The sequence below is a fragment of the Pseudomonas sp. TE3786 genome (genome assembly GCF_054057335.1).
Window position 1 is genome coordinate 46,042 of the sequence record NZ_JBSRZF010000013.1, and the last position, 21,129, is coordinate 67,170.

Annotated in this window: 21 protein-coding genes; 4 read left to right on the forward strand and 17 right to left on the reverse strand. The window is 62.9% G+C overall.

Going from position 1 to position 21,129, the window contains the following annotated elements:
• Positions 1–127 precede the first annotated feature (127 nt).
• The 3 genes from ACVW0Y_RS15160 to ACVW0Y_RS15170 form a co-directional block, all read right to left on the reverse strand.
• Complete coding sequence (locus ACVW0Y_RS15160; protein WP_457439133.1) at positions 128–1,087, reverse strand: L,D-transpeptidase family protein; 960 nt, start codon at positions 1,085–1,087, stop codon at positions 128–130.
• A gap of 77 nt (positions 1,088–1,164) precedes the next feature.
• A complete protein-coding gene (locus tag ACVW0Y_RS15165; RefSeq protein ID WP_457439134.1) occupies positions 1,165–1,446 on the reverse strand; it encodes a hypothetical protein in 282 nt (93 codons plus the stop codon).
• A gap of 191 nt (positions 1,447–1,637) precedes the next feature.
• On the reverse strand, positions 1,638–2,243 hold the full coding sequence (locus ACVW0Y_RS15170) for an arylesterase (protein WP_457439135.1): 606 nt from the start codon (positions 2,241–2,243) through the stop codon (positions 1,638–1,640).
• A 10-nt stretch (positions 2,244–2,253) separates the two neighbouring features.
• Here ACVW0Y_RS15170 and ACVW0Y_RS15175 point away from each other — a divergent pair, with 10 nt between their 5' ends.
• Positions 2,254–2,937 carry an ABC transporter ATP-binding protein gene (locus ACVW0Y_RS15175; RefSeq protein ID WP_457439136.1) on the forward strand — a complete coding sequence of 228 codons (684 nt, stop codon included), beginning with the start codon at positions 2,254–2,256 and terminating at the stop codon, positions 2,935–2,937.
• Positions 2,937–5,441, forward strand: coding sequence for an ABC transporter permease (locus tag ACVW0Y_RS15180; protein WP_457439137.1), 2,505 nt, complete (start codon positions 2,937–2,939; stop codon positions 5,439–5,441). The genes ACVW0Y_RS15175 and ACVW0Y_RS15180 overlap by 1 nt, the downstream gene beginning before the upstream one ends.
• 78 nt (positions 5,442–5,519) lie before the next feature.
• On the opposite strand, the gene greB is transcribed toward ACVW0Y_RS15180, so the two are convergent.
• The 5 genes from greB to ACVW0Y_RS15205 are packed head-to-tail and all read right to left on the reverse strand — an operon-like array spanning position 5,520 to position 9,903.
• On the reverse strand, positions 5,520–5,999 hold the full coding sequence (gene greB / locus ACVW0Y_RS15185; RefSeq protein ID WP_457439138.1) for a transcription elongation factor GreB: 480 nt from the start codon (positions 5,997–5,999) through the stop codon (positions 5,520–5,522).
• Entirely contained in the window at positions 5,996–7,141 is a 1,146-nt protein-coding gene (gene solA / locus ACVW0Y_RS15190) for an N-methyl-L-tryptophan oxidase (RefSeq protein ID WP_457439293.1), read from the reverse strand. Before solA ends, greB begins: the two co-directional genes overlap by 4 nt.
• A 45-nt stretch (positions 7,142–7,186) precedes the next feature.
• Positions 7,187–8,014: an ammonia-dependent NAD(+) synthetase gene (gene nadE, locus ACVW0Y_RS15195; protein WP_457439139.1), complete on the reverse strand. Its 828-nt coding sequence runs from the start codon at positions 8,012–8,014 to the stop codon at positions 7,187–7,189.
• Between the two features lies 1 nt (position 8,015).
• The gene (pncB, locus tag ACVW0Y_RS15200) at positions 8,016–9,245 is read right to left on the reverse strand and encodes a nicotinate phosphoribosyltransferase (protein ID WP_457439140.1); all 1,230 of its coding nucleotides are present in this window, start codon (positions 9,243–9,245) and stop codon (positions 8,016–8,018) included.
• A gap of 10 nt (positions 9,246–9,255) precedes the next feature.
• The gene (locus tag ACVW0Y_RS15205) at positions 9,256–9,903 is read right to left on the reverse strand and encodes a nicotinamidase (RefSeq protein ID WP_457439141.1); all 648 of its coding nucleotides are present in this window, start codon (positions 9,901–9,903) and stop codon (positions 9,256–9,258) included.
• A 220-nt stretch (positions 9,904–10,123) separates the two neighbouring features.
• Here ACVW0Y_RS15205 and ACVW0Y_RS15210 point away from each other — a divergent pair, with 220 nt between their 5' ends.
• Entirely contained in the window at positions 10,124–10,831 is a 708-nt protein-coding gene (locus tag ACVW0Y_RS15210) for an NUDIX hydrolase (protein WP_457439142.1), read from the forward strand.
• Positions 10,832–10,840: 9 nt separating this feature from the next.
• Here the strand turns inward: ACVW0Y_RS15210 and ACVW0Y_RS15215 are convergent, their stop codons facing one another.
• The 9 genes from ACVW0Y_RS15215 to ACVW0Y_RS15255 all read right to left on the reverse strand — a co-directional run bounded on the left by ACVW0Y_RS15215 (position 10,841) and on the right by ACVW0Y_RS15255 (position 19,749).
• Entirely contained in the window at positions 10,841–11,125 is a 285-nt protein-coding gene (locus ACVW0Y_RS15215) for a DUF971 domain-containing protein (RefSeq protein WP_457439143.1), read from the reverse strand.
• The gene (locus ACVW0Y_RS15220) at positions 11,125–12,102 is read right to left on the reverse strand and encodes a HEAT repeat domain-containing protein (protein ID WP_457439144.1); all 978 of its coding nucleotides are present in this window, start codon (positions 12,100–12,102) and stop codon (positions 11,125–11,127) included. The genes ACVW0Y_RS15215 and ACVW0Y_RS15220 overlap by 1 nt, the downstream gene beginning before the upstream one ends.
• Positions 12,099–12,953, reverse strand: coding sequence for an ABC transporter ATP-binding protein (locus ACVW0Y_RS15225; protein WP_457439145.1), 855 nt, complete (start codon positions 12,951–12,953; stop codon positions 12,099–12,101). The genes ACVW0Y_RS15220 and ACVW0Y_RS15225 overlap by 4 nt, the downstream gene beginning before the upstream one ends.
• On the reverse strand, positions 12,953–13,732 hold the full coding sequence (locus ACVW0Y_RS15230) for an ABC transporter permease (protein WP_457439146.1): 780 nt from the start codon (positions 13,730–13,732) through the stop codon (positions 12,953–12,955). Before ACVW0Y_RS15230 ends, ACVW0Y_RS15225 begins: the two co-directional genes overlap by 1 nt.
• A gap of 100 nt (positions 13,733–13,832) precedes the next feature.
• Positions 13,833–15,245 carry an ABC transporter substrate-binding protein gene (locus ACVW0Y_RS15235; protein ID WP_457439147.1) on the reverse strand — a complete coding sequence of 471 codons (1,413 nt, stop codon included), beginning with the start codon at positions 15,243–15,245 and terminating at the stop codon, positions 13,833–13,835.
• A 244-nt stretch (positions 15,246–15,489) separates the two neighbouring features.
• Complete coding sequence (locus ACVW0Y_RS15240; RefSeq protein WP_108096737.1) at positions 15,490–15,735, reverse strand: 4Fe-4S dicluster domain-containing protein; 246 nt, start codon at positions 15,733–15,735, stop codon at positions 15,490–15,492.
• Between the two features lie 49 nt (positions 15,736–15,784).
• Positions 15,785–17,521 carry a fumarate reductase/succinate dehydrogenase flavoprotein subunit gene (locus tag ACVW0Y_RS15245; protein WP_457439148.1) on the reverse strand — a complete coding sequence of 579 codons (1,737 nt, stop codon included), beginning with the start codon at positions 17,519–17,521 and terminating at the stop codon, positions 15,785–15,787.
• Complete coding sequence (locus ACVW0Y_RS15250) at positions 17,518–18,267, reverse strand: GntR family transcriptional regulator (RefSeq protein ID WP_457439149.1); 750 nt, start codon at positions 18,265–18,267, stop codon at positions 17,518–17,520. The genes ACVW0Y_RS15245 and ACVW0Y_RS15250 overlap by 4 nt, the downstream gene beginning before the upstream one ends.
• A gap of 177 nt (positions 18,268–18,444) precedes the next feature.
• Positions 18,445–19,749, reverse strand: a complete 1,305-nt coding sequence (locus ACVW0Y_RS15255; RefSeq protein ID WP_457439150.1) for a dicarboxylate/amino acid:cation symporter — start codon at positions 19,747–19,749, stop codon at positions 18,445–18,447.
• A 355-nt stretch (positions 19,750–20,104) separates the two neighbouring features.
• Between ACVW0Y_RS15255 and ACVW0Y_RS15260 the strand changes: the two genes are divergently transcribed.
• A complete protein-coding gene (locus ACVW0Y_RS15260; protein WP_457439151.1) occupies positions 20,105–21,103 on the forward strand; it encodes an AraC family transcriptional regulator in 999 nt (332 codons plus the stop codon).
• Positions 21,104–21,129: the final 26 nt, after the last annotated feature.

The window sequence follows — 21,129 nt, forward strand, 5'->3', positions numbered from 1 at the left end:
CCGCTCCCACGGATTGTGCGATTTCGCAGGAGCGGCTTTAGCCGCGATGCTTTTGATATTGCCAACGCCCACAAAAAAGCCCGCTGCGAGGTAAGCCGGCAGCGGGCTTTTTGTTTGCGGCTGGCGCTTACTGGGCAACAGCCGCCGTGTTGGTGATCACTGCGCCTGGGGTGGCGATCTCCACCGGCAAGCCATCTTCGGCTGCCACCACGTCACGCACCACTTCCCAGTCCAGGCTCAGGCCATTGGACAGGTCTTCGCGCTTGAGCAGGGCGTTGATCACCGCGGTGTGTTTGTCCACCACCGACGGGTTGCCGTTGTCGTCCAGCGGGGTGTGGGCTTCGAGGTAGACCTTGCCGCCACTAACACCGAATTTGTACGGATCGTTAAGGATGCGCACCTTGGTACCCACCGGCACCATCTTCGCCAGTTCCAGCACGTTGTTGTTGAGCATGCGGAAGCAGCCGTGGCTGACGCGCATGCCGATGCCGAACTTCTTGTTCGAGCCGTGGATCAGGTAACCCGGCAGGCCGAGGTTGAATTTGAACGGCCCCAGCGGATTGTTCGGGCCGGGTGCGACCACTGTTGGCAACGGGTCGCCATCGGCAGCGTGCTCGGCACGGATCGAGGCCGGCGGGTACCAGGCTGGATTGGCGGTCTTGGCGGTGATGGTGGTCTGGTTGATCGGCGAACCCCAGCCCTCACGACCAATCCCCAGCGGGTAGGTGTGCACCACGTTCTCGCCTTTGGGGAAGTAGTACATGCGGTACTCGGCGAGGTTGATCACGATGCCTTCGCGCGGGCCCGGCGGCAGCACAAAACGGGTCGGCAGAATGATCTGCGTACCAACGCCCGGCAGCCAGGGGTCGACACCCGGGTTGGCGGCGACCATTTCCAGATAGCCCAGATCGTTGGCCACGCCGATATCGGCAAAGGTGTCTTCGTACTTGGCGGTGATGACCTGAACCTGGCCAATGATGTCTTCGCCCGGTGGCGGCAGCGGGAATTCCAACGCTGCGGCAGGGCCGACCGCGAACAAAGCGGCGAGTGACAGGGAACGGGCGACTGCAGGAGCGCGCGACAACATCCGGTGATCCTTGGCTGATTTAGCGAGTAGAGAAAAGACGGCGATTGTACACGCGCGTTCGCCAGGCCGGGAGGGGCCTAGACACCCGGCCACAGTGGCCGGTCGCCTTCGCGATGGGCCTGCAGGGTGGCGTAGCAGGCCGCGCATAGGCGCTTGTCGCGCAACAAGGGTTTTTCCAGGTTCACCCACTTGGGCTGCGCCGGCAGCAAACCGCCGCACAGGGTACGGTCGGCGTGACCGCTCAACTCAAGTTGCCGGGCCACCAGGTGCACGCGAATCTCACGGCAGGCGAACAGGTCGAGCTGCTCGTCTGGTTCGATCAGTTGGTAAGCGTGTAAGGACCAAGCGGGGCGCGGCATTGAGGGCTCCTGGGGACGGCGCCACCTTAGCCGAAAGGTTGCGCCTGGAAAAGCCTTCCGATCAGGCCTTTTTTAAAACGTAACGAGTGAAGGCCAGGCAAGGCAAAAACAGCTGAAAAAAGCGGAGTTGGCTGTAGCCAATGAGCATTTTTGAATCTGTTTTTAACGCCGCATGGCCGAGCGCAGTAGTTTTAAAGTAAAGGTTTGACCGCTGGCCAGGCATTATCGAGGAGCTTCGATTGAGCGCCAGCAGCCGGATGAATCCCGTCCGCCTGCATCAGCTCCGGCACCCCGCCCACGCCCTCAAGGAAGAACGGCACCAGCGGCACCTGCTTCTCGCTGGCCAGGTTGCTGAAGGCCGCAGCAAACGCCTTGTTGTAACGCTCGCCATAGTTGGGCGGCAGACGCATGCCCAACAGCAGCACTTTCGCCCCCGCCTGCTGGGACTGCTCCACCATCGACGCAAGGTTTTGTTGCAATTGCGCCGGCGGCTGGCCACGCAGGCCGTCGTTGCCACCCAACTCGATGATCACCAGATCCGGCTTATGCTCTGCAAGCAGCGCCGGCAGGCGCGCAAGGCCTCCTGCACTGGTGTCGCCACTGATCGAGGCATTCACTACGTTCTGCGCGAAACCGCCCTCCTGCAGGCGTTTTTGCAACAAATTGACCCAACCCTGGCTGGTTTCCAGGCCCAAACCGGCGCTGATACTATCGCCGACGACCAGCACCGTGCTTGCCACCGCCCCTTGTGCCCAAAGCATTACGACCAGGGCACTGGTTACCCACCATGTACGCATTGGAATCTCCATGACCGCGAGCATTCTTACTGCGCGGAACCTTAGCAAAGTGGTTCCCAGCGCGGAAGGCGATTTGACCATCCTCCACGACCTCTCCCTCGACCTGCTGCGCGGCGACAGCCTGGCGATAGTCGGCACCTCCGGGTCGGGGAAATCCACCCTGCTCGGTTTACTTGCCGGCCTCGACCTGCCCAGCCAGGGCGAGATCACCCTCGCCGGCCACACCCTCAATACCCTCGACGAAGACCAACGCGCCCGGGTGCGAGCCGAGCATGTGGGCTTTGTGTTCCAGTCGTTCCAGCTGCTCGACAGCCTCAACGCGCTGGAAAACGTCATGCTGCCATTGGAGCTCGAAGGCCATCGCGATGCCCGCGAGCGGGCCCGTGCCCTGCTCGAACGGGTCGGCCTGGGCAAACGCCTGAGCCACACGCCGCGCCAGCTGTCTGGCGGCGAGCAGCAACGGGTGGCGATTGCCCGCGCCTTTGCCGCCGAGCCGGCGGTGCTGTTTGCCGACGAGCCCACCGGCAACCTCGACACCCATACCGGCGAGCACATCAGCGACCTGTTGTTCGAAATCAATCAGGAGCGCGGCGCCACCCTGGTGCTGGTGACCCACGATGAACGTCTGGCGCAACGTTGTCATCGGCGTATCCGCCTGGAAGCCGGGCATATCGTGCACACGGCGCAAGCCTGATGACCGGCCTGCCCTTTACTCGTCTGCTCAACCTGGCCGCCCGCCAACTGCGCCGCGACACCCGCGCCGGCGAGCTGCGGGTGCTGTTCTTCGCCCTGCTGATCGCCGTGGCCGCCAGTACCGCCATCGGCTTTTTCAGCGCCCGTCTGAACGCGGCCATGCTGCTGCGTGCCACCGAATTCCTCGGCGCCGATATGCTGCTCAGCAGCAGCTCACCGGCCAGCCCGGAGCAGTTGCAGGCCGCTAGCCAGCGCCAACTGCAGCATGCTCAGTTGGTGGAGTTCTCCAGCGTGATCGCGGCTGACGAAGGCATTCAGCTGGCCAGCGTCAAAGCGGTGAGCAGCGCCTACCCGCTGCGGGGTCAGCTGAAAAGCGCGCTGGCCCCCTATGGCGAAGAAACCAGCGGCGGCAGCCCGCAGCCGGGCGAGGCCTGGGTCGAGGCGCGACTGCTGGTGGCGCTGAATGTGAAGGTCGGCGACAGCGTCGATGTCGGCGCGAAAACCCTGCGCCTGAGCCGCGTACTCACCTATGAACCGGACCGCGCCGGTGACTTCTACAGCCTTACCCCGCGCCTGCTGATGAACCTCGACGACCTGCCGGCCACCGGCGTGGTCCAGCCGGGCAGCCGGGTGCGCTATGCCGAACTGTGGACCGGCAGCGCGGAAAACCTGGAAAGCTACCGCCAGGCCCTTAAGCCAATGCTGGCGGCCAACCAGAAAATCGAAGGCGCGCGCGACGCCAACCGCCAGGTCGGTGGTGCCCTTGGGCGCGCCGAGCGCTACCTGAACCTGTCCAGCCTGGCTGCCGTGCTGCTCGCCGGGGTGGCCGTGGCGCTGTGCGCCGCGCGCTTTGCCGCCAAACGTTTTGACGCCAGCGCCCTGCTGCGTTGCCTGGGTCTGTCGCGCCGGGAAGCGCTGACGGTGTTCACCCTGCAACTGGCCATGCTCGGCCTGCTGGCCAGCGGCCTGGGGGCCTTGCTCGGCTGGCTCGGGCAGTTGGGACTGTTTTATCTGCTGGGTGGATTGCTGCCCGCCACCGTGCCCAACGGCGGCGTAATGCCGGCTGTGGCCGGGATCGCCACTGGCCTGGTGGCGCTGGCCGGCTTTGCGCTGCCGCCCCTGGCGGCGCTGGGACGGGTGCCGCCACTACGGGTTCTGCGCCGTGACCTGATGCCGGTGCCGCCCAGTTCCTGGCTGGTGTATGGCGCGGCCCTGCTGGCCCTGACCCTGATCATGTGGCGCCTGAGCCTCGATCTGCCGCTGACCCTGGCCCTGCTCGGCGGCGGTCTGGTCGCCGCGTTGCTGCTCGGTGGTGCCCTGGTGCTGGGCCTGCAGGGCCTGCGCCGCCTGCTGGCGGGGGCACCGCTGCCGGTGCGTCTGGGGCTTGGCCAGCTGTTGCGTCACCCGTTGGCGGCAGCCGGGCAGACCCTGGCCTTCGGCTTGATCCTGCTGTCCATGGCCCTGATCGCCCTGCTGCGTGGCGAGCTGCTGGACAACTGGCAACAGCAGTTGCCCAAGGATGCGCCCAACTATTTCGCCCTCAATGTGCTGCCCGCCGATAAAGACGCCTTTGCCGCACACTTGGCCAAGCTTTCGCCACACCCAGCGCCCTTGTACCCCGTGGTGCCAGGCCGGCTGGTGGCGATCAATGGCCAGCCGGTGAAGGACGTGGTGAGCAAGGACTCCACCGGCGACCGCGCCGTGCGCCGCGACCTCAGCCTGACCTGGGCAGCCGACATGCCAGAGGGCAACAAGCTGGTGGCCGGCAACTGGTGGACGGCCGAGAAAAGCCCTGCGGTGCCAGGCGTTTCTATCGAAAGCAAACTGGCCGAAAGCCTCAAGGTGAAACTCGGCGACCGCCTGAGCTTCAGCGTTGGCGGGCTCAACCGCGAGGCTCAGGTCACCAGCCTGCGGGAAGTCGACTGGGACACCTTCCAGCCCAACTTCTATATGGTCTTCGAGCCCGGCACTCTGCAGGATCTGCCGGTGACCTACCTGACCAGCTTCTATCTGCCGCCGCAGCATGAACGCCAGCTGGTGGAGCTATCGCGCAGCTTCCCGGCGGTGACCCTGCTGCAAGTGGAGGCGATCCTGGCGCAGCTGCGCAGCATCCTCGCCCAGGTCACTCTGGCAGTGGAGTACGTGTTGCTGTTCGTTCTGGCTGCTGGCTTGACCGTGCTGTTCGCCGGCCTGCAGGCCACCCTCGACGAACGCATCCGCCAGGGCGCACTGCTGCGCGCCCTGGGTGCCGAGCGCAAGGTGTTGCAGCGCGCGCGTCTGGCCGAGTTCGGCGTATTGGGCGCGGCCAGCGGTTTGCTCGCGGCGCTGGGCAGTGAGCTGGTGAGCTTTCTGCTCTACCGCTTTGCCTTCGACATGGTCTGGACACCGCATTGGTGGCTGCTGGTTTTGCCGCTGATTGGCGCGGTGCTGGTGGGCAGTGCCGGGGTGATCGGTACTCGCCGCGCGTTGAATGCCAGCCCGTTGACGGTGCTGCGCGAAGGTTAAGTGGGCGCGCGGATCGCGGCTAAAGCCGCTCCTACGGATAGTGCATTCTCGTAGGAGCGGCTTTAGCCGCGATGCTCTTTAGGCCGGCTTCACATACTCGATCACATTCACCCACCACCACTTCTCCCCTTCCGGGGTGTCGACCATAAATTCATCGCCGACCTCCTTCTTCAACAGCGCCCGGGCCATGGGCGAGTCGATGGAGATGTAGTCGTTGCGGCCGTGGATTTCGTCGTAGCCGACGATGCGAAAGCGCTTTTTGTCGCCGTCGTCGTTTTCAATTTCCACCCAGGCGCCGAAATACACGCGGCCTTCCTGTTCCGGCGAGTAGGCCACCACGCGCATATCCTCCAGGCGCTTGCGCAGGTAGCGCACACGGCGGTCGATTTCGCGCAGCAGTTTCTTGTTGTACTGGTAGTCGGCATTTTCGCTGCGATCGCCAAGGGACGCGGCCCAGGTGACCTTTTGCGTGGTGTCCGGGCGTTTCACCCGCCACAGGTAGTCCAGCTCCTGCTTCAGCGCTTCATGGCCTTCGACGGTGATGATCTGCGTGCTCAAACTGCGGCTTCCCCTGGGGCGAAACGGGCCAATGAAAAGGCGCTCAGGTCCAGTTCGCTGTGGCCATCGACCACCTGCTGGGCCAGCGCTTCGCCAATGGCGGCGGAATGTTTGAAGCCATGCCCGGAACAGGCGCTGACTACGGTGATATGGGGCTGCGTCGGATGCTGATCGATGATGAAGTGGAAGTCCGGCGTCACCGTGTAGGTGCATACCGCCGTCCTCACCGCCTTGGGTGTTACCCCGGCGATCTTGCCCAGCAGTTGGCCGGCGAACATCTCGGCACATTCTTCGTCAGTCACCTGGCGATCCAGCGCAGCGGGCACCGTGCTGACGCCGTATTGCTCGGTGGCGATCTTTATCGAGTGCTCCCCCGGCATCGGCGGAAAGCCGTAACACAGGTCTTCGTCGGTCGGCCCATGGGCGAGGATAAAGGTCGGCGATAACGCGGGAAAAATGCTCGGCTGCGCCAATTCGAACCAATAGAGTTTTTGCCGGCAAACCCGCAGCAACCGGTCGAACGGTGCCCCCAGCAGCTCGGCATTCCACATGCCGGCGCAGACGATCACTCGCTTGGCATGCACGGTGGGTCCGCTGCTGAACACCGTCACCTGCTCGGCGCTGGACTCCAGGGCGGTGACTGTCACCCCAGTCAGCAGCTCGGCACCGTGCTGGCGCGCCAACTGCAGTTGGGTGTCGATGCATTGCTCCGGACGCACATAACCGCCACCCGGTTCGTAGTAGCCGGTGGCGCTGTCGAGCAGCGGGGCGAACTGCGCAAAGCGCGCGCGGATTTGCGCGGCGTCCAGCGCTTCATGCTCGATGCCATAGCGGCGCGCCTGGGACAGGGTGCGTTCGGTGAAATCGGCGGTGCCATGGTGGGAAGTGGCGGTTTCGCTGGAGGTCATCACCAGCACGCCGCACTGCTCGAACAGCTGGGCACCGGTTTCGGCCTCCAGCTCGCGCCAGATCTGCTGGGCACGGCGTACCAACGGCGCATAGGCGTCGCCCTCGCCCACCGCCTGGCGGGTGATGCGCGTGTCGCCATGGCTGGAGCCCTGGTCATGGGGAGGTGCAAAACGGTCGATACCGACCACCTTCACCCCGCGCTTGGCCAATTGGTACAGGGTGGCCGCGCCCATGGCACCAAGGCCGACCACTGCCACCTCAACGTGCAACGCCGTCACCTATTCCGGCACCCGTGGCAGGGCACGTTTGTGTGCGGTCTTGGCAAAGGCGCGTTCGATGATGGCGGTCGCTTCCGGCGCTACCGCCTTACCCAGCAGATAGCCGTCGATGTCCTCATAGGTGCAACCGTAAGCGGTCTCATCGAGTTTGCCGGGGGCCAGCTCTTCGAGATCCGCCGTCGGCGCTTTGAACACCAGACGATGGGGAGCACCGAGGGCCGCGGCGAGCATGCGCACCTGGCTTTTGCACAGACCGGTCAGGGGCGCGAGGTCGCAGGCACCGTCACCGAACTTGGTGAAAAAGCCCATCAGCGCCTCTGCGGCGTGATCGGTTCCCACCACCAGGCCATTGCTGAAGTTGGCGATGGCGTACTGCGCCACCATGCGCGTGCGCGCCTTGACGTTGCCCTTGGCAAAGTCGGTGAGGCTCGGTGCCGGCGTCAGCCCGTCGATGGCGACATTGGCCATCAGCCCTTCGACAGCGTCAGCAATATTCACCACGGTGGTCTGGTCTGGCTGGATCACATCCAGCGACGCCTGGGCATCCTGCTCATCGGCTTGGGTTTTGTACGGCAAGCGCACGGCAATGAATTGTGCCTGCTTGCCCTCGGCGCGCAGTTGCTCCACCGCCAACTGGCAGAGACGGCCAGCGGTCAGCGAGTCGACGCCGCCGCTGATACCCAGCACCAGCGAGGTGCAGCCGGAGCTGCTCAACACGCCCTTGATAAAGTCGATACGGCGGGCGATTTCGGCCTGCTCGCCGCCTTCGACCAGCTGCCGGTTAACCCCCAGTTCACGGGCAATCGCATCTTGCTTCGCGGTGCTCATTTCACACTCCTACAGGCTGTTCAGTGTCGCGCACGCCAAACACATTGGCGGCGTATTGCAAAAATGACGCGTCTTCACAGACGTTCTTGATCGGGTCATCAGAGAACTTCACCACCGGTTCGCCATGTACCCGCACCAGCTTCATCACGATGCTGAGCGGTTCAACGCCGTCGACATCACAGGCCAGGCTGGTGCCCATACCAAAACCGAACTTGGCCCGACCACGCACGTGGCGAATGATCGGCAGGCATTTTTCGAAGTTCAAGCCATCGGAAAACATCAGGTCCTTGGTCATCGGGTCGATGCCCAGTTGGGCATAACGCGCCAGCACCTTGTCGGCCCAGACAATCGGATTACCCGAGTCCTGGCGCAAGCCGTCGTAGAGCTTGGCGAAATACAGGTCGAAGTCCTTGAGGAAAAAGTCGGTGCTGATGCAGTCGGTCAGGGCGATGCCCAAACGGCCACGGTATTCACGCACCCAGTTTTCCAGCGCGGCGTTCTGGCTTTCACGCAAGCGGCTGAGCTGCTGGTGCACCATCAGCCACTGGTGCGCCATGGTGCCGATCAGCGGCAAGTCGAACTCATAGGCCAGGTGCGCGTTGCTGGTGCCAACGAATACCCCTGGGAAGTCGCGGCGCATGATATTCACCACCTCGCGCTGGGCCTTGAACGACAGGCGCCGGCGGGTGGAGAAATCCGATACGCGAAACTCGGCCAGTTCTTCCTCACTGGCGTTTTTACGCAACCAGTCGAACTTCTGATAGAGCTTGCGGGTAACGTCTTCAAGCTCCACCTCGGGGTATTTTTCCCGATTGCGCAGCTCGCTGACCAACGCCAGCACCGGTTGCTCGAACATGATGCAGTGCAGCATCGGCCCACGGACGCGGATATTCAGCTGGCCGTCCACCTGATTGACCAGGATGTAGCGCAGGTTGAAGCGGTACAGGCCGAGGAACTGCTCGTAATCGGCGGTGAGGTATTCACGGCGGCGCTTGTCGAACAGAAAGCGCAGCTCGTCTTCGCGCATGCGCATGGCGGCGAGCTTCTCCAGCTCCTCGCGGATCTGCGGAATCAGGTGCCCGAGGTTTTCCTCGGAACGGACAATGAACTGGTACTCCACATCGACGTTCGGGTGCTGGTGCAACACCGCCTGCATCATGGTGAAGGTGTAGTAATCGGTATCCAGAAGGCTCTGAATCACTCCGCTGTCGCGGTCGTAGGCACTTTCCATGATGTTGTCCTTAAACGCCTACCAGTGAGGCTAATTGCGCACGGTTGCTGGAAATGATCACACCGGCACCCTGCATATCGGCGATTGCCTGCGCGGCGCCATCTTCGCTAATTGCGCGGCAGGCGGGAAGCTGAATGATCACCTGAAAACCGGCTTTGGCCAGTTGCAAGGCGGTGGTTTTGACGCAGAAGTCCAATGCCAGCCCGCCGACTATCACCCGTTCCACGCCCCGGCTGCGCAGGTATTCAATAACCCCGGTGGACAGTTTGTCGTGCAGGTCGTGGTAGCAGGCACCGTAGGGATGCAGGTCCGGCTCGACGCCCTTCCACACGAAGTAGTCGTAGTCGTAGGGGGTCGGCAACTCGTCGAGCAAGGTGAAACCCTCGGTGCCCGGTACGCAGTGGCTGACCCAGGTGAGGTCGGCATGTTCGAGTTGCGTCGGTTGCAGCATGTCGGCGTGGGTTTTCACCACCCAGGGTGCTTGCGGGGTATGCGCATCTTTGCTGCCCACCCGCACGCTGGCCAGGCTGGCCATGTAGTTCAGCTCAGCGCCGATCAGTTCGCCGCCGGCCACCGGCAACTCGTCCGGGCACAGCGGCGTGAAGCTTTTCTGCGCATCGACATCGAAGGAAGCGGTTTTCATCGGCGAGCTGTTCATGGCGGTTTCTCCTGTGGACGAGCACAAAGTACACGTCGTGTACTTTTAAATCAACAGGAGAAGTTAAATAAGTCGTTTGCAGGGATCGCGGCTGAAGCCGCTCCTACAGAATCTACGGTTCCGTAGGAGCGGCTTCAGCCGCGATGCTGTTTATTGTTGAAAACAAAGTACACGACATATACCTTGTCAGCCGTTCCCCCAGCAGATTCGATGTTCAGCCATGCCAACACCCAGCGAAGAAAAAAGCGCCTACCTGCACACCGTTGACCTCTGCGTGCTGCGCTATTGCCGTGACGCTCACGAGCTGCAGATTCTGCTGATCCAACGCGACGCCGAACCCTTCGCCGCGCATTGGGCGCTGCCCGGTATCGTGGTCAACGGCAGCACCCTGGACCTCAGCCTGGACGACGCAGTAAAACGTCTGCGCGCCTCGAGCAAGGTTGGTATGCCGCTAGCCTATCTCGAACAAGTGGGCACGGTCGGCGACGCATTCCGCGATCCGCGCTGCTGGTCGTCATCGACCTTCTACCTGGCGATTGCCGGCGACCAGGCGCCGCTGACGGACAGCCAGGCGTTTTTCCCCCTCAGTGAAGTGGCCAGCGCCGCGATCAAACTACCCTTCGACCACAATCAGCTGGTGGCCGCCACCCAGGAGCGGCTGCTGTCCAAATCGACCTACAGCAGCTTGCCGCTGATGTTTCTCGGCACCGAGTTCAGCGCCCCCGAGGCGGTGACGATTTTCTCGCTGGTATTGGGCCGCCCGGTGCTGAAGACCAGCATGCGTCAGCGCTTGCTGAAGATGTGCGAGGCCGGCCATCTGCAAGAGACCGGACGCAAGAAGAATGGTGATGGCGGCCGTCCCCAGGCCACGCTGGAGAACCTGCAGCCGGCCAGCCTCTATCTGTTTGATCGCTGCTTTCTGGACTAGCGCCCTGCCCTACGCAACGCTCAGCTCTTGCAGATAGGCCCAGGGATAAATCCCGCGCTCATGGCCATCGCTGAACACCAGTTGCACACCGTAGCCCTGGGCATGGATGGCGGTCAGTTGCACCTGCTCGTCAACCAGCGCAATACGCCCGCCCAACCGCGCCGCGCGGCACTGCGAGCACGGGCAGGCAGCGCGCAGACGGGCATGGCTGAGTTCGACGCTGGCGCCCGTCGCCCATTCGATCTGCAACTGCCTCTCCTGGCGGCGATTGCGCAAAGCCAGTGGCGCGTCCATCAGTTCAATGCCTGCAGTTGCGCGATGGCGATCCGCACGGCTTTACGCACTTCCGGGTCGCTGTCCTGCTCTGCCGCTTGCAGGGCCGGCAACGCCTCGCGGCTCGCCAGTTCGCCAAGGGCCAGGGCCGCCTCTTTGCGCAGGTTGCTGATGGCGTGGCCGAGCACCTCGATCAAGGCCGCCAGGGCGCCGGCAAAGCGCAGCTTGCCTAGCGCCCGGGCAGCGCGCAGACGCACTTGCCAGTAGTCGTCCTGCAACGCGGTGATCAGCATCGGCCCGGCCTCGCTGAGGCCGACCTTGCCCAAGGTGGTGGCCGCTTCTTCACGCACCTGCCAGGCGCGGTCGGCCAGCGCCGTCTGCAACGCCGGCAGCACGCTGGCATCGCTGGCCAGCCCCAGCGCCCCGGTGGCGGCGCGGCGCACCTCGGCGTCGGGGTCGGCGCTGGCCAGGCGTGCCAGGTCGGGCAAGGCGCTGTGCTGCTTGAGCCAACCCAAAATACCCACCGCCTCGCGACGGACAAAGGCATCGCTGTCGTTCAAGGCGAGCACGGCTGCTGGTGCGCTTTCCGGTAAGCGCAGCTCACGCAGGGCGCGCAAGGCGCTGGCCCGTACAAAGGCATCGGCATGGACAGCCCAAGGCAAGACCACGCGGCCAGCCTCAAGGCTTTTCAGTTCACTCAGACTCTGCGCCGCCGCACCGCGCACCGCTTCATCGGCATCGGCCAGGGCGGCGCACAGGGCGCTGACCACCTCGGCCTCCTCCCAGGCTTCCAGCAAGCGTGCGGCTTCACTGCGCACCTCGGCGGCCGGGTCGTCGGCCAGGGCGCGGATCAGCCAGGGCAAGCCGTCCGGGTCTTCCAGATCGGCCAGGTCGATCAGGGCAATGCGCCGCACGCCGGCATCGGAACTGTCCAGGCGTGGCTGCAGGTCGAGAATCTCGGCATTTTCTGTAGAAAGGTCAGTCGTCAGGTCGGTCATAGGGCTATTCGCAATGGCGGGTGATCGCTGGGCAAACCCAGCGGGGTCAGGCGTGGCAACTCGCGCCCTTCTTCGTGGCGCAGCAGTTCCAGGCAGTGGCGTTTAAGGTGGGTAAAGGCCGGGCTGGTCAGCAGCTCGGCGCGGCGTGGGCGGGGAAAGTCCAGGCGCAGGTCTTCGATAAAACGCCCCGGGCGCGGGCTCATCACCAGAATGCGGTCGGCGAGAAACAGCGCCTCATCGATATCGTGAGTGACAAACACCACCGTGGTGCGGATGCGCCCCCAGATGTCCAGCAGCAACTCCTGCATGCGCCCACGGGTTTGCGCGTCGAGGGCACCGAAGGGTTCGTCCATCAGCAGCAGGCGCGGACGGTTGATCAGCACCCGGGCGATTTCCGCGCGCTGCTGCATGCCGCCGGAAAGCTGGTTGGGCCAGCGGGCGGCGAAATCCTGCAGGCCGACCAGGCCGAGAAATTCACGCGCCTGCTGACGCCGGGCGAGCTTGTTAAGGCCCTGCATCTTCAGGCCGAAGGCGACGTTGTCGAGCACGCTGCGCCAGGGCAGCAGGGTGTGGTGCTGAAACACCATGCCGCGCGCCGGCGATGGCCCGGCGACCACCTCGCCATCCACCCGCAGCACACCGGCACTGGGTTGCAGATGACCGGCCAGGGCACCCAGCAAGGTCGATTTGCCGCAGCCCGACGGGCCGAGAATGCACACAAATTCACCGGCGGCAATGCTGAAGTCCAGCGCCTGCACGGCTTCGAACGCCTGCGCGCCCTCGCCCAGGCGTATGGTCAGGCGCTCCACCTCGATACGCCCGGCCGACAGAAAACTCTCATGGCTGGTCATCAACCTCTCCCCCGGTACCAAGGCGTCAGCAGGCCGCCCAGGTGTTTGACCAGGGCGCTGCTGCCCATACCCAGCACGCCGATCAACAGCATGCCGACGATAATGTCCGGGTAGTTCTGAATGGTGTACGACTCCCAGGTGTAATAACCGATGCCGAACTGGCCGGAGATCATCTCCGCGGTCACCAGGCAAAACCACGAGGTGCCCATGCCAATGGCCAGACCGGTGACGATGCTCGGCGCTGCGCCAGGCAACACCACTTCGCGCAGAATCGCCCAACGCCCGGCACCGAGGCTGCGCGCTGAAGCGATCAGCCGTGGGTCGACGCCTTCCACGCCGTGCACGGTGTTAAGCAACACCGGAAACAGCGCGCCGGTGAAGGTGATAAACACCATCGACAGCTCGGACGAGGGAAACATCAGAATCGCCAGGGGAATCCAGGCCACCGCCGGAATCGGCCGCAGCACTTCCAGTGGCGGCAACAGCGTGTCTTCAGCCCACTTCCAGCGGCCGATAGCGACGCCCAGCACGACACCGAACAGCGCCGCTGCGAGGTAACCGGCGAACACCCGCAGCAGGCTGCTGGACAGGTGCGCCCAGAGCTTGCTGCTTTCCATCAACGCGACGGCAGCCTGGGCTACCGCGCTTGGAGTCGGCACGTAAGTAAAGGTCAGCAGGCCGAAGTCCAGACGCTGGCTGGCGGCCACCTGCCAGAACAGCAGGCAGAGGGCGAGCGAGGTCAGGCGCAGGGGCCAGCGCAAGAAAGTGGAACGGGGCATCGCGTACTCCTGCATGACTCTGGATCCCTGCCTGCGCAGGGATAACGGAGGTTTGGGGCAAGAACTCCGTCGCCCCAGCGCAGGCTGGGGCCCAGATTAGTTAAAGCCCTACAACTGCCTGCTGGTTAACGCTAACGAAATCCAGCGTTGTACCACCATGCTGCTGGGCGAACTGTTCAGCCTGGTCCTTGAGCAGGAACGCGCTGACCTCACCCTTGCCGTTACGCACAAACCACGCCTGGCTCGCCAGCAACTTGATCCCGCTGTCGGCCGCCTGGGCGTAGATGGCGCGGATGTCCTTGCCTTCTTTTTCCAGGTCCGCCAGGGCTTTCAGCGCCTCTTCCGGCGAGCTGTAGTGGCGCACTTTGTCTTCGCCGCGCACCCAGATCTGCGCCAGGCGCTTGAAGTCGGTGATCGGTTTGCCGGTGATCGCGTCGTTGGCCTTGAGCGATGCCGGCGCGTAGTTGGCCAGGGCCTTGTCGTAGTCCAGACCGGACTGTTGGAAGGCTGCGCGGATGTACTGGTCGTCAACGAATTGTTCGACGTCCAGGCCCTTGTCAGTCTTCTTCAGCAGCTTGAGGGTGTCGATGGCGGTGGCCACGGCTTTGCGGTACTCGGGCTTCCAGGTCAGGTCGCGGGTTTGCAGGCCCAGTGGGCCGTGGAACAGGTAATTGACCTCGGCTTCGACGCCGGTGACCTTCTCGATCAGCTCGCTGTATTTTTCCGGTTCAGCGGCGATCAGTTGGTCCGCTTCAAGGCTGGCGCGCAGGTAGGCGGTGACGATTTCCGGGTACTGCTTGGCATAGTCGCCAGCCACCAGGGCACCGTGGAAGGTCGGTGCGTTGGCTTGTGAGCCGTCGTAGATCTTGCGAGCGAAGCCGCGGTTGGGGAACAGCTCGGCGAACGGCACGAAGTCGGCGTGGGCTTCGATGCGGTTGCTGCGCAGCGCCGAACCGGCGATCTCCGGGGCCTGGGCGATGATCTTCACGTCCTTCTCCGGGTCCCAACCTTGCGCAGCGACAGCGCGCAGCAGCATGCCGTGGGCGGTGGAGGCGAACGGTACCGAGATGGTCTTGCCCTTCAACTGCGCCAGCGACTGCACCGCAGACGAAGCCGGCACCACAATGCCGTTGCCGCTACCGCTGGTGCTGCCCGACAGCACGCTGATAAACAGGCTCTGCTTGCCGGCATCACGGAACGCCACGCCGTTAAAGGAGCCAGGGAAGTCGGCCATGGCACCGAAATCCAGCTTGCCGGCGACCATCTCATTGGTCAGCGGCGCGCCGCTGGTGAAGTTTTTCCACTCGACCTGGTACTTGGCGTCCTTGTACTTGCCGTCGTGGGGCAGGTACTTGTCCAGCAAGCCCAGTTCACGGATCAACAGGCCACCGGTGGCGCAGTTGATGGTGGTGTCCTGGGTGCCGATGGCGATGCGGATGGTGTCGGCGGATGCCTGGGTTGACGCCAGGCCGACGGCCAGCGCGAGGCCGGCGAGTTTGCTACGCAAGTGCATGGGTGGTGCCCCTCGAATCATGGTTATTTGAATCGTCTCCGCCACGGTTCTGGTGGTGGGAAACGAGGGGTGTTGCAGGCAAGGCGTCCGTGGTTTGCGGATGGCGTTTTTTTTAATCCACCGTCATTCCTGCGCAGGCAGGAATCCAGAATCTCGCGTCTTGCATCGCTTTGCGTAACGCTGAAGATTCTGGGTCCCAGCCTTCGCCGGGACGACCTGTGTTTCTACGTATTAAGTTAGCGACTTAGCGCAGCAGATACGGAATCTCAACCTTCACCGCCCCCGTCGGGCAGTCCTTTTCGCAGGGCATGCAGTACCAGCATTCGTCGAAGGCCATATAGGCCTTCTGGGTGGCCGGGTTGATGGCCAGCAGGTCCATGGGGCAGACCTCGACGCAGACGGTGCAGCCCTTTTCGGCGATGCATTTGTCTTCGTCGATGGTCACCGGCGCATTGCTGCGGAAGAAGATTTCCTGGGGCTGATAGGCCATGACACGGTGTCCTCGGAGCCTCTGGCTCTCTCGTTTTCGCTACTGAAAATCAAGCGGCCGCTTCGGCCTTTACCCGCAGGCGGTTGTAGGCCTGCTGTTCTTCGTCATCGAGGGCGATCAGGTACGGCTCCACCGCCTTTTTGAAGCTGGTCATACGGCCATCGGCGCCTTTGTGCAGGTGGCAGTGGAAGAACCACTCGGCGTCGTTGCGCAGCGGGTAGTCGACGCGGTGGTGGTACAGCCCCCAGCGGCTTTCGGTGCGGAACAGCGAGGCACGCGCGGCCATTTCGGCGCAGTCGCGAATCACGCTGACTTCCAGGGCGCGCATCAGTTCGTGGGCGTTGTTGGCTTTGAGCTGATCGAGGTCGTGCTCGATGGCGGCAAAGCGGTCCAGGCCCAGTTGCATTTTCTTGGTCACTTTCGGCGGCTGCAGGTAGTCATTCACGAAACGGCGCAGCTTGTATTCCACCTGCGCCGGCGGCAGGCCGTGCTCGCGCAGCAGCGGCGCATAAACACGGGCGCGCTCGCGTTCGATCTGCCCGGCATCGAGCTCGGTGAATTCACGCTCGGCCACGTAGTCCGCCGAGTTGGTGCCGGCGAACCAGCCGTAGGTAAAGGCCCCGAGCATGTAGTTGTGCGGCACGGCGGCCATGTCCCCGGCCGAATACAGGCCTTTCACCGAGGTCTCGGCTTTCTCGTTGACCCACACGCCAGACGCGCTATGCCCGGAGCAGAAGCCGATCTCGGAGATATGCATCTCCACCATGCTTTGGCGGTAGTCAGTGCCGCGGTTGGCGTGGAACTGCCCGCGGCTGGGGCGCTCGTTGCTGTGCAGGATTTCTTCGATGTTCTGGATGGTTTCCTCGGCCAGGTGATCGAGCTTGAGGAACACCGGGCCGTTGCCGCTTTCCAGCTCCTGGTGGAACTCCCACATCATCTGCCCGCTCCAGTAGTCGCACTCGATAAAGCGCTCGCCCTTGTTGTTGGCGGTGTAGCCGCCCAGGGGACCGGTGACATAGGCGCAGGCCGGACCGTTGTAGTCCTTGATCAGCGGGTTGATCTGAAAGCACTCGAGGTTCGCCAGCTCGGCACCGGCGTGGTAGGCCATGGCATAGCCATCACCAGCATTGGTCGGGTTCTCGTAGGTACCCATCAGGTAACCGGAGGCCGGCAAACCCAGGCGTCCCGCCGCGCCGCAGCAGAGGATCACCGCCTTGGCTTTGATTACATGGAAGTCGGCGGTGCGGCTGTCAAAGCCCATCACGCCATTCACCGTACCCTCGGCGTCGGTGAGCAAACGGGTGGCGATCACCCGGTTGGTGATTTCCACCCGTGCACGTTTGAGCTGGCGGTACAGCACCTTCTTGATGTCGTGGCCTTCGGGCATCGGCAGCACGTAGGCACCCATGTGGTGGACCTTTTTCACCGCGTAGTCGCCGGTTTCATCCTTCTCGAACTTCACCCCCCAGCGATCCAGCTGTTCGATGGTTTCGAAACTGTGGGTGGCATAGGCGTACACCGCGGCCTGGTTGACGATGCCGTCGTTGGCCACGGTGATTTCCTTGGTGTACTGCTCGGGCGTGGCGTGGCCGGGAATGATCGCGTTGTTCAGGCCGTCCATGCCCATGCTGATGGCGCCGCTGCGTTTGACGTTGGCCTTGTCCAACAGCAACACGCGCAGGTTCTTGTTGCGCTCTTTTGCCTTGATCGCCGCCATGGGCCCGGCCGTGCCGCCGCCGATGATGACGATGTCGTACTCACGGTCGATGGTTGGGTACTGGCTCATACGTGGTGCCCCTTGTGACGGTCACTGCGCAGGCGGTACTGGAAGGCATCGCCGCGGTAGTAGAGGTATTCGAAATCCAGCGGGGTGCCGTCGGCGTCGTGGGTTAGGCGCTCGATACGCATAATCGGCGCGCCCTCTTGTACGTGCAGGGCGCGGGTCAGATCGGCGTCGGCAAGAATCGCGTCGATGGCCAGGTCGGCATGGCCCAAGGCGATGCCGCAGTCGTTTTCCAGAATCAGAAAGATGTCGCGGGTCACCAGATCAGCCTTTTCCAGGCGCAGCCCCAGGTGCTCCGGCACATAGGTGACCTCCAGGGAAATCGGCTCGCGGTTGACCAGGCGCACGCGCTTGATCTCGGTAACCGGCGCGCCCTCCTCCAGCTGCAAACGCTCGGCCACCCGCGGTGAAGCTGGCAGGTGCTTGACGCTGGTGAGGCGGTTGAGCACTTCGTAGCCCATCTGCGTCATCGACTCGGCCAGGCCCTGCAAGGTGCTGACGTTCTGGAAGGCCTTGGGCTTGGCCACGAAGGTGCCCTTGCCATGAATCTTGAAAATCAGCCCTTCCTTCTGCAAATCACCCAGCGCCTGGCGCACGGTGATGCGGCTGACCGCAAAGGCAGTGCCCAGCTCGCTTTCCGAGGGCATGCGGGTCAATGCCGGGTAAGTGCCATCGAGGATGCGGGCGCGCAGCACGTCCTTGAGTTGGGTGTAGAGCGGAACGGGGGACAGCGGGATCAATTCGGCCATGACAGCTCTCGTCAATTTCTACTTGTTATAACAAGTTGTGACGAGAAGATACGAGCATAAGCGCCGTCCGCCAAGAATTTTTATTGCATAAGCATATGGGCAAAAAAAAGCCCGCATTAAGCGGGCTGTAAGGAGCCGCCCCTCTCGTGAAGGGGCAGTAAAACGGTACGCAGATTTTTAACCGTGGGCGGGTTTGTTCTCGCCTTCTACGACTACATCTGCGGTGGCACCCTGGTTCAACTCACGCTGCAGCGTTTCGTTGTCCAGCTGACCACACCATTTGCCGACCACGATGGTGGCCACGCCGTTACCCACCAGGTTGGTCAGGGCGCGGGCTTCGGACATAAAGCGGTCGATACCCAGAATCAGCGCCAGGCCGGCAACCGGCAGGTGGCCAACGGCAGACAGCGTGGCTGCCAGCACGATAAAGCCGCTGCCAGTCACGCCTGCTGCGCCTTTGGAGGCGATCAGCAGCACCAGGATCAGGGCGATCTGATGGGAGATGTCCATGTGCGTGTCGGTTGCCTGGGCAATGAACACCGCGGCCATGGTCAGGTAGATGGAGGTACCGTCGAGGTTGAACGAGTAGCCAGTCGGGATGACCAGACCGACCACCGACTTGTTCACACCGAGTTTCTGCATCTTGTCGATCATGCGCGGCAGCGCGGTTTCGGAAGACGACGTACCCAGCACAATCAGCAGTTCTTCACGGATATAGCGCACGAACTTGAGGATGCTGAAACCGTGGAAACGGGCGATACCACCGAGCACCACCAGCACGAACAACAGGCAGGTGATGTAGAAGCAGGCCATCAGGTAACCCAGTTGCACCAGCGAACCGACACCGTATTTACCGATGGTGAAGGCCATGGCACCCAGAGCACCCAACGGAGCGACTTTCATGATCACGCCGATGATGCCGAAGAACACCTGGGAGATGCGCTCGATAAACTCGAACACCGGGCGACCGTAGTCGCCAGCGCGGTGCAGGGCGTAGCCGAACAGTACCGAGAAGAACAGCACTTGCAGAATGTCGCCACCGGCAAACGCACCGACCACGGTGGCCGGAATCACGTTCATGATGAACTCGATGGTGCTCTGCTTGGCGCCGGCATCGGCGTAAGCGGCGATACCCGAGGTATCCAGGGAAGCCGGGTCGATATGCATGCCGGCACCTGGCTGCACGATATTGACCACGAACAAGCCGATCAGCAGGGCGATGGTGGACACGATTTCGAAGTAGAGCAGCGCGTAGCCGCCGGTCTTGCCGACCGCCTTCATGCTTTGCATACCGGCGATACCGGTGACCACGGTGCAGAAAATGATGGGGGCGATGATCATTTTGATCAGTTTGACGAACCCGTCGCCGAGCGGCTTGAGGGCAACAGCAGTGTCTGGGTAGAAATGCCCAAGCAATACACCGATAGCAATCGCTACCAGCACTTGAACATAAAGAACCTTATAGAACGGTTTGCGGGTCATGGCATGTTCCTCAACGACCGCACGGCATCATTCCGGATGCGCGCGCTGCCTGTGCGCTAACCCTCCTGAGCCGGAGGGATTTTTGTTGTTGGCCTAGCCTGCTGGTGTGTGCGTGCAGGCCTGCGTCGCCTATTGCAGAGGTCATGCCATCCTGTGAAAACTCGCTAAAGCCCTTTAAATACAGGGCCTTGCCTACAAAACCCGCGCAATATCGGGGTGAAATTGGCGGCTTTCCGCCAACCACTGGCGGATATCCCCCAGGCACCCACTAAAAAGCATAGCCTTGGCCGCGATGGTTGTTCCCGGCGCGGTGCCTGCTTACCATCGACCCGCCCTTCCCTGCCGAGCCCAGCCCATGCGTGAACGCACCATCGCCAGCCATTTCGTCCGCGCCGCGTTGCGTGGTGCCGAACGCCAGGGCGTCGATTGTTCGGCCTTGCTGCGTGAGGTGAATATCCAGCCGGCGCTGCTCGACGAACCCCGCGCCCGGGTGGCCCCCGAACAGTTCGCCCGATTGATGCAGCTGCTCTGGGAACAACTCGCCGACGAGTACATGGGCTTTGGCCGCGGGCGCAGCAAGCCCGGCACCTTCGCGATGATGTGTTACGCCCTGATCCACTGCCACACCCTGGAAAAGGCCCTGATCCGCGGCACCCTGTTCTACAGCCTGTTCGAGGAAGCGCCGAAGATCAGCCTGAGCCGCGAAGGCGACTGGGCGCGGCTGACGGTGGATGACAGCAACCTGCTGGACCCCGATCACTTTCTGGTGGAGAGCCTGCTGGTGATCTGGCATCGCCTGGCCAGCTGGCTGATTGGCCAACGCATCCGCCTGCAGGAAGCCACCTTCCGCCACGCCGAGCCGGAGCACAGCGGCGAATACGACCTGCTGTTTCCCAACCCGCGACGCTTTAATGCGGATAGCACCAGCCTGCTGTTCCAGGCGCGCTACCTGGCCATGCCACTGCTGCAAGACGAACGCACCCTCAAGCATTTTCTCCAACACTCCCCCGCCGACCTGCTGGCCCGTCCGGACGGCGGCGACAGCCTGATCAGCCAGATCCGCCGCCTGCTCGGCCGCGATTGCGCCGATTGGCCGGACCTCGAAGCCGTGGCCCAGCAACTGCACCTCAGCCCGCAAACCCTGCGCCGGCATTTGCGTGAAGAAGGCTCGAGCTTTCAGGAACTCAAAGACCACTTGCGCCGGGATCTGGCGATCTACCATCTGGGGCGGGATAACCTGGCGATTCAGGATATTGCCGAGCAGTTGGGGTTCTCCGAACCTTCCGCCTTTCACCGCGCGTTCAAGAAGTGGACCGGGCTGACGCCAGGTGCGTATCGCGCTCAGGAAAACTGATCTTCGTTTCCAGGGATCGCGGCTAA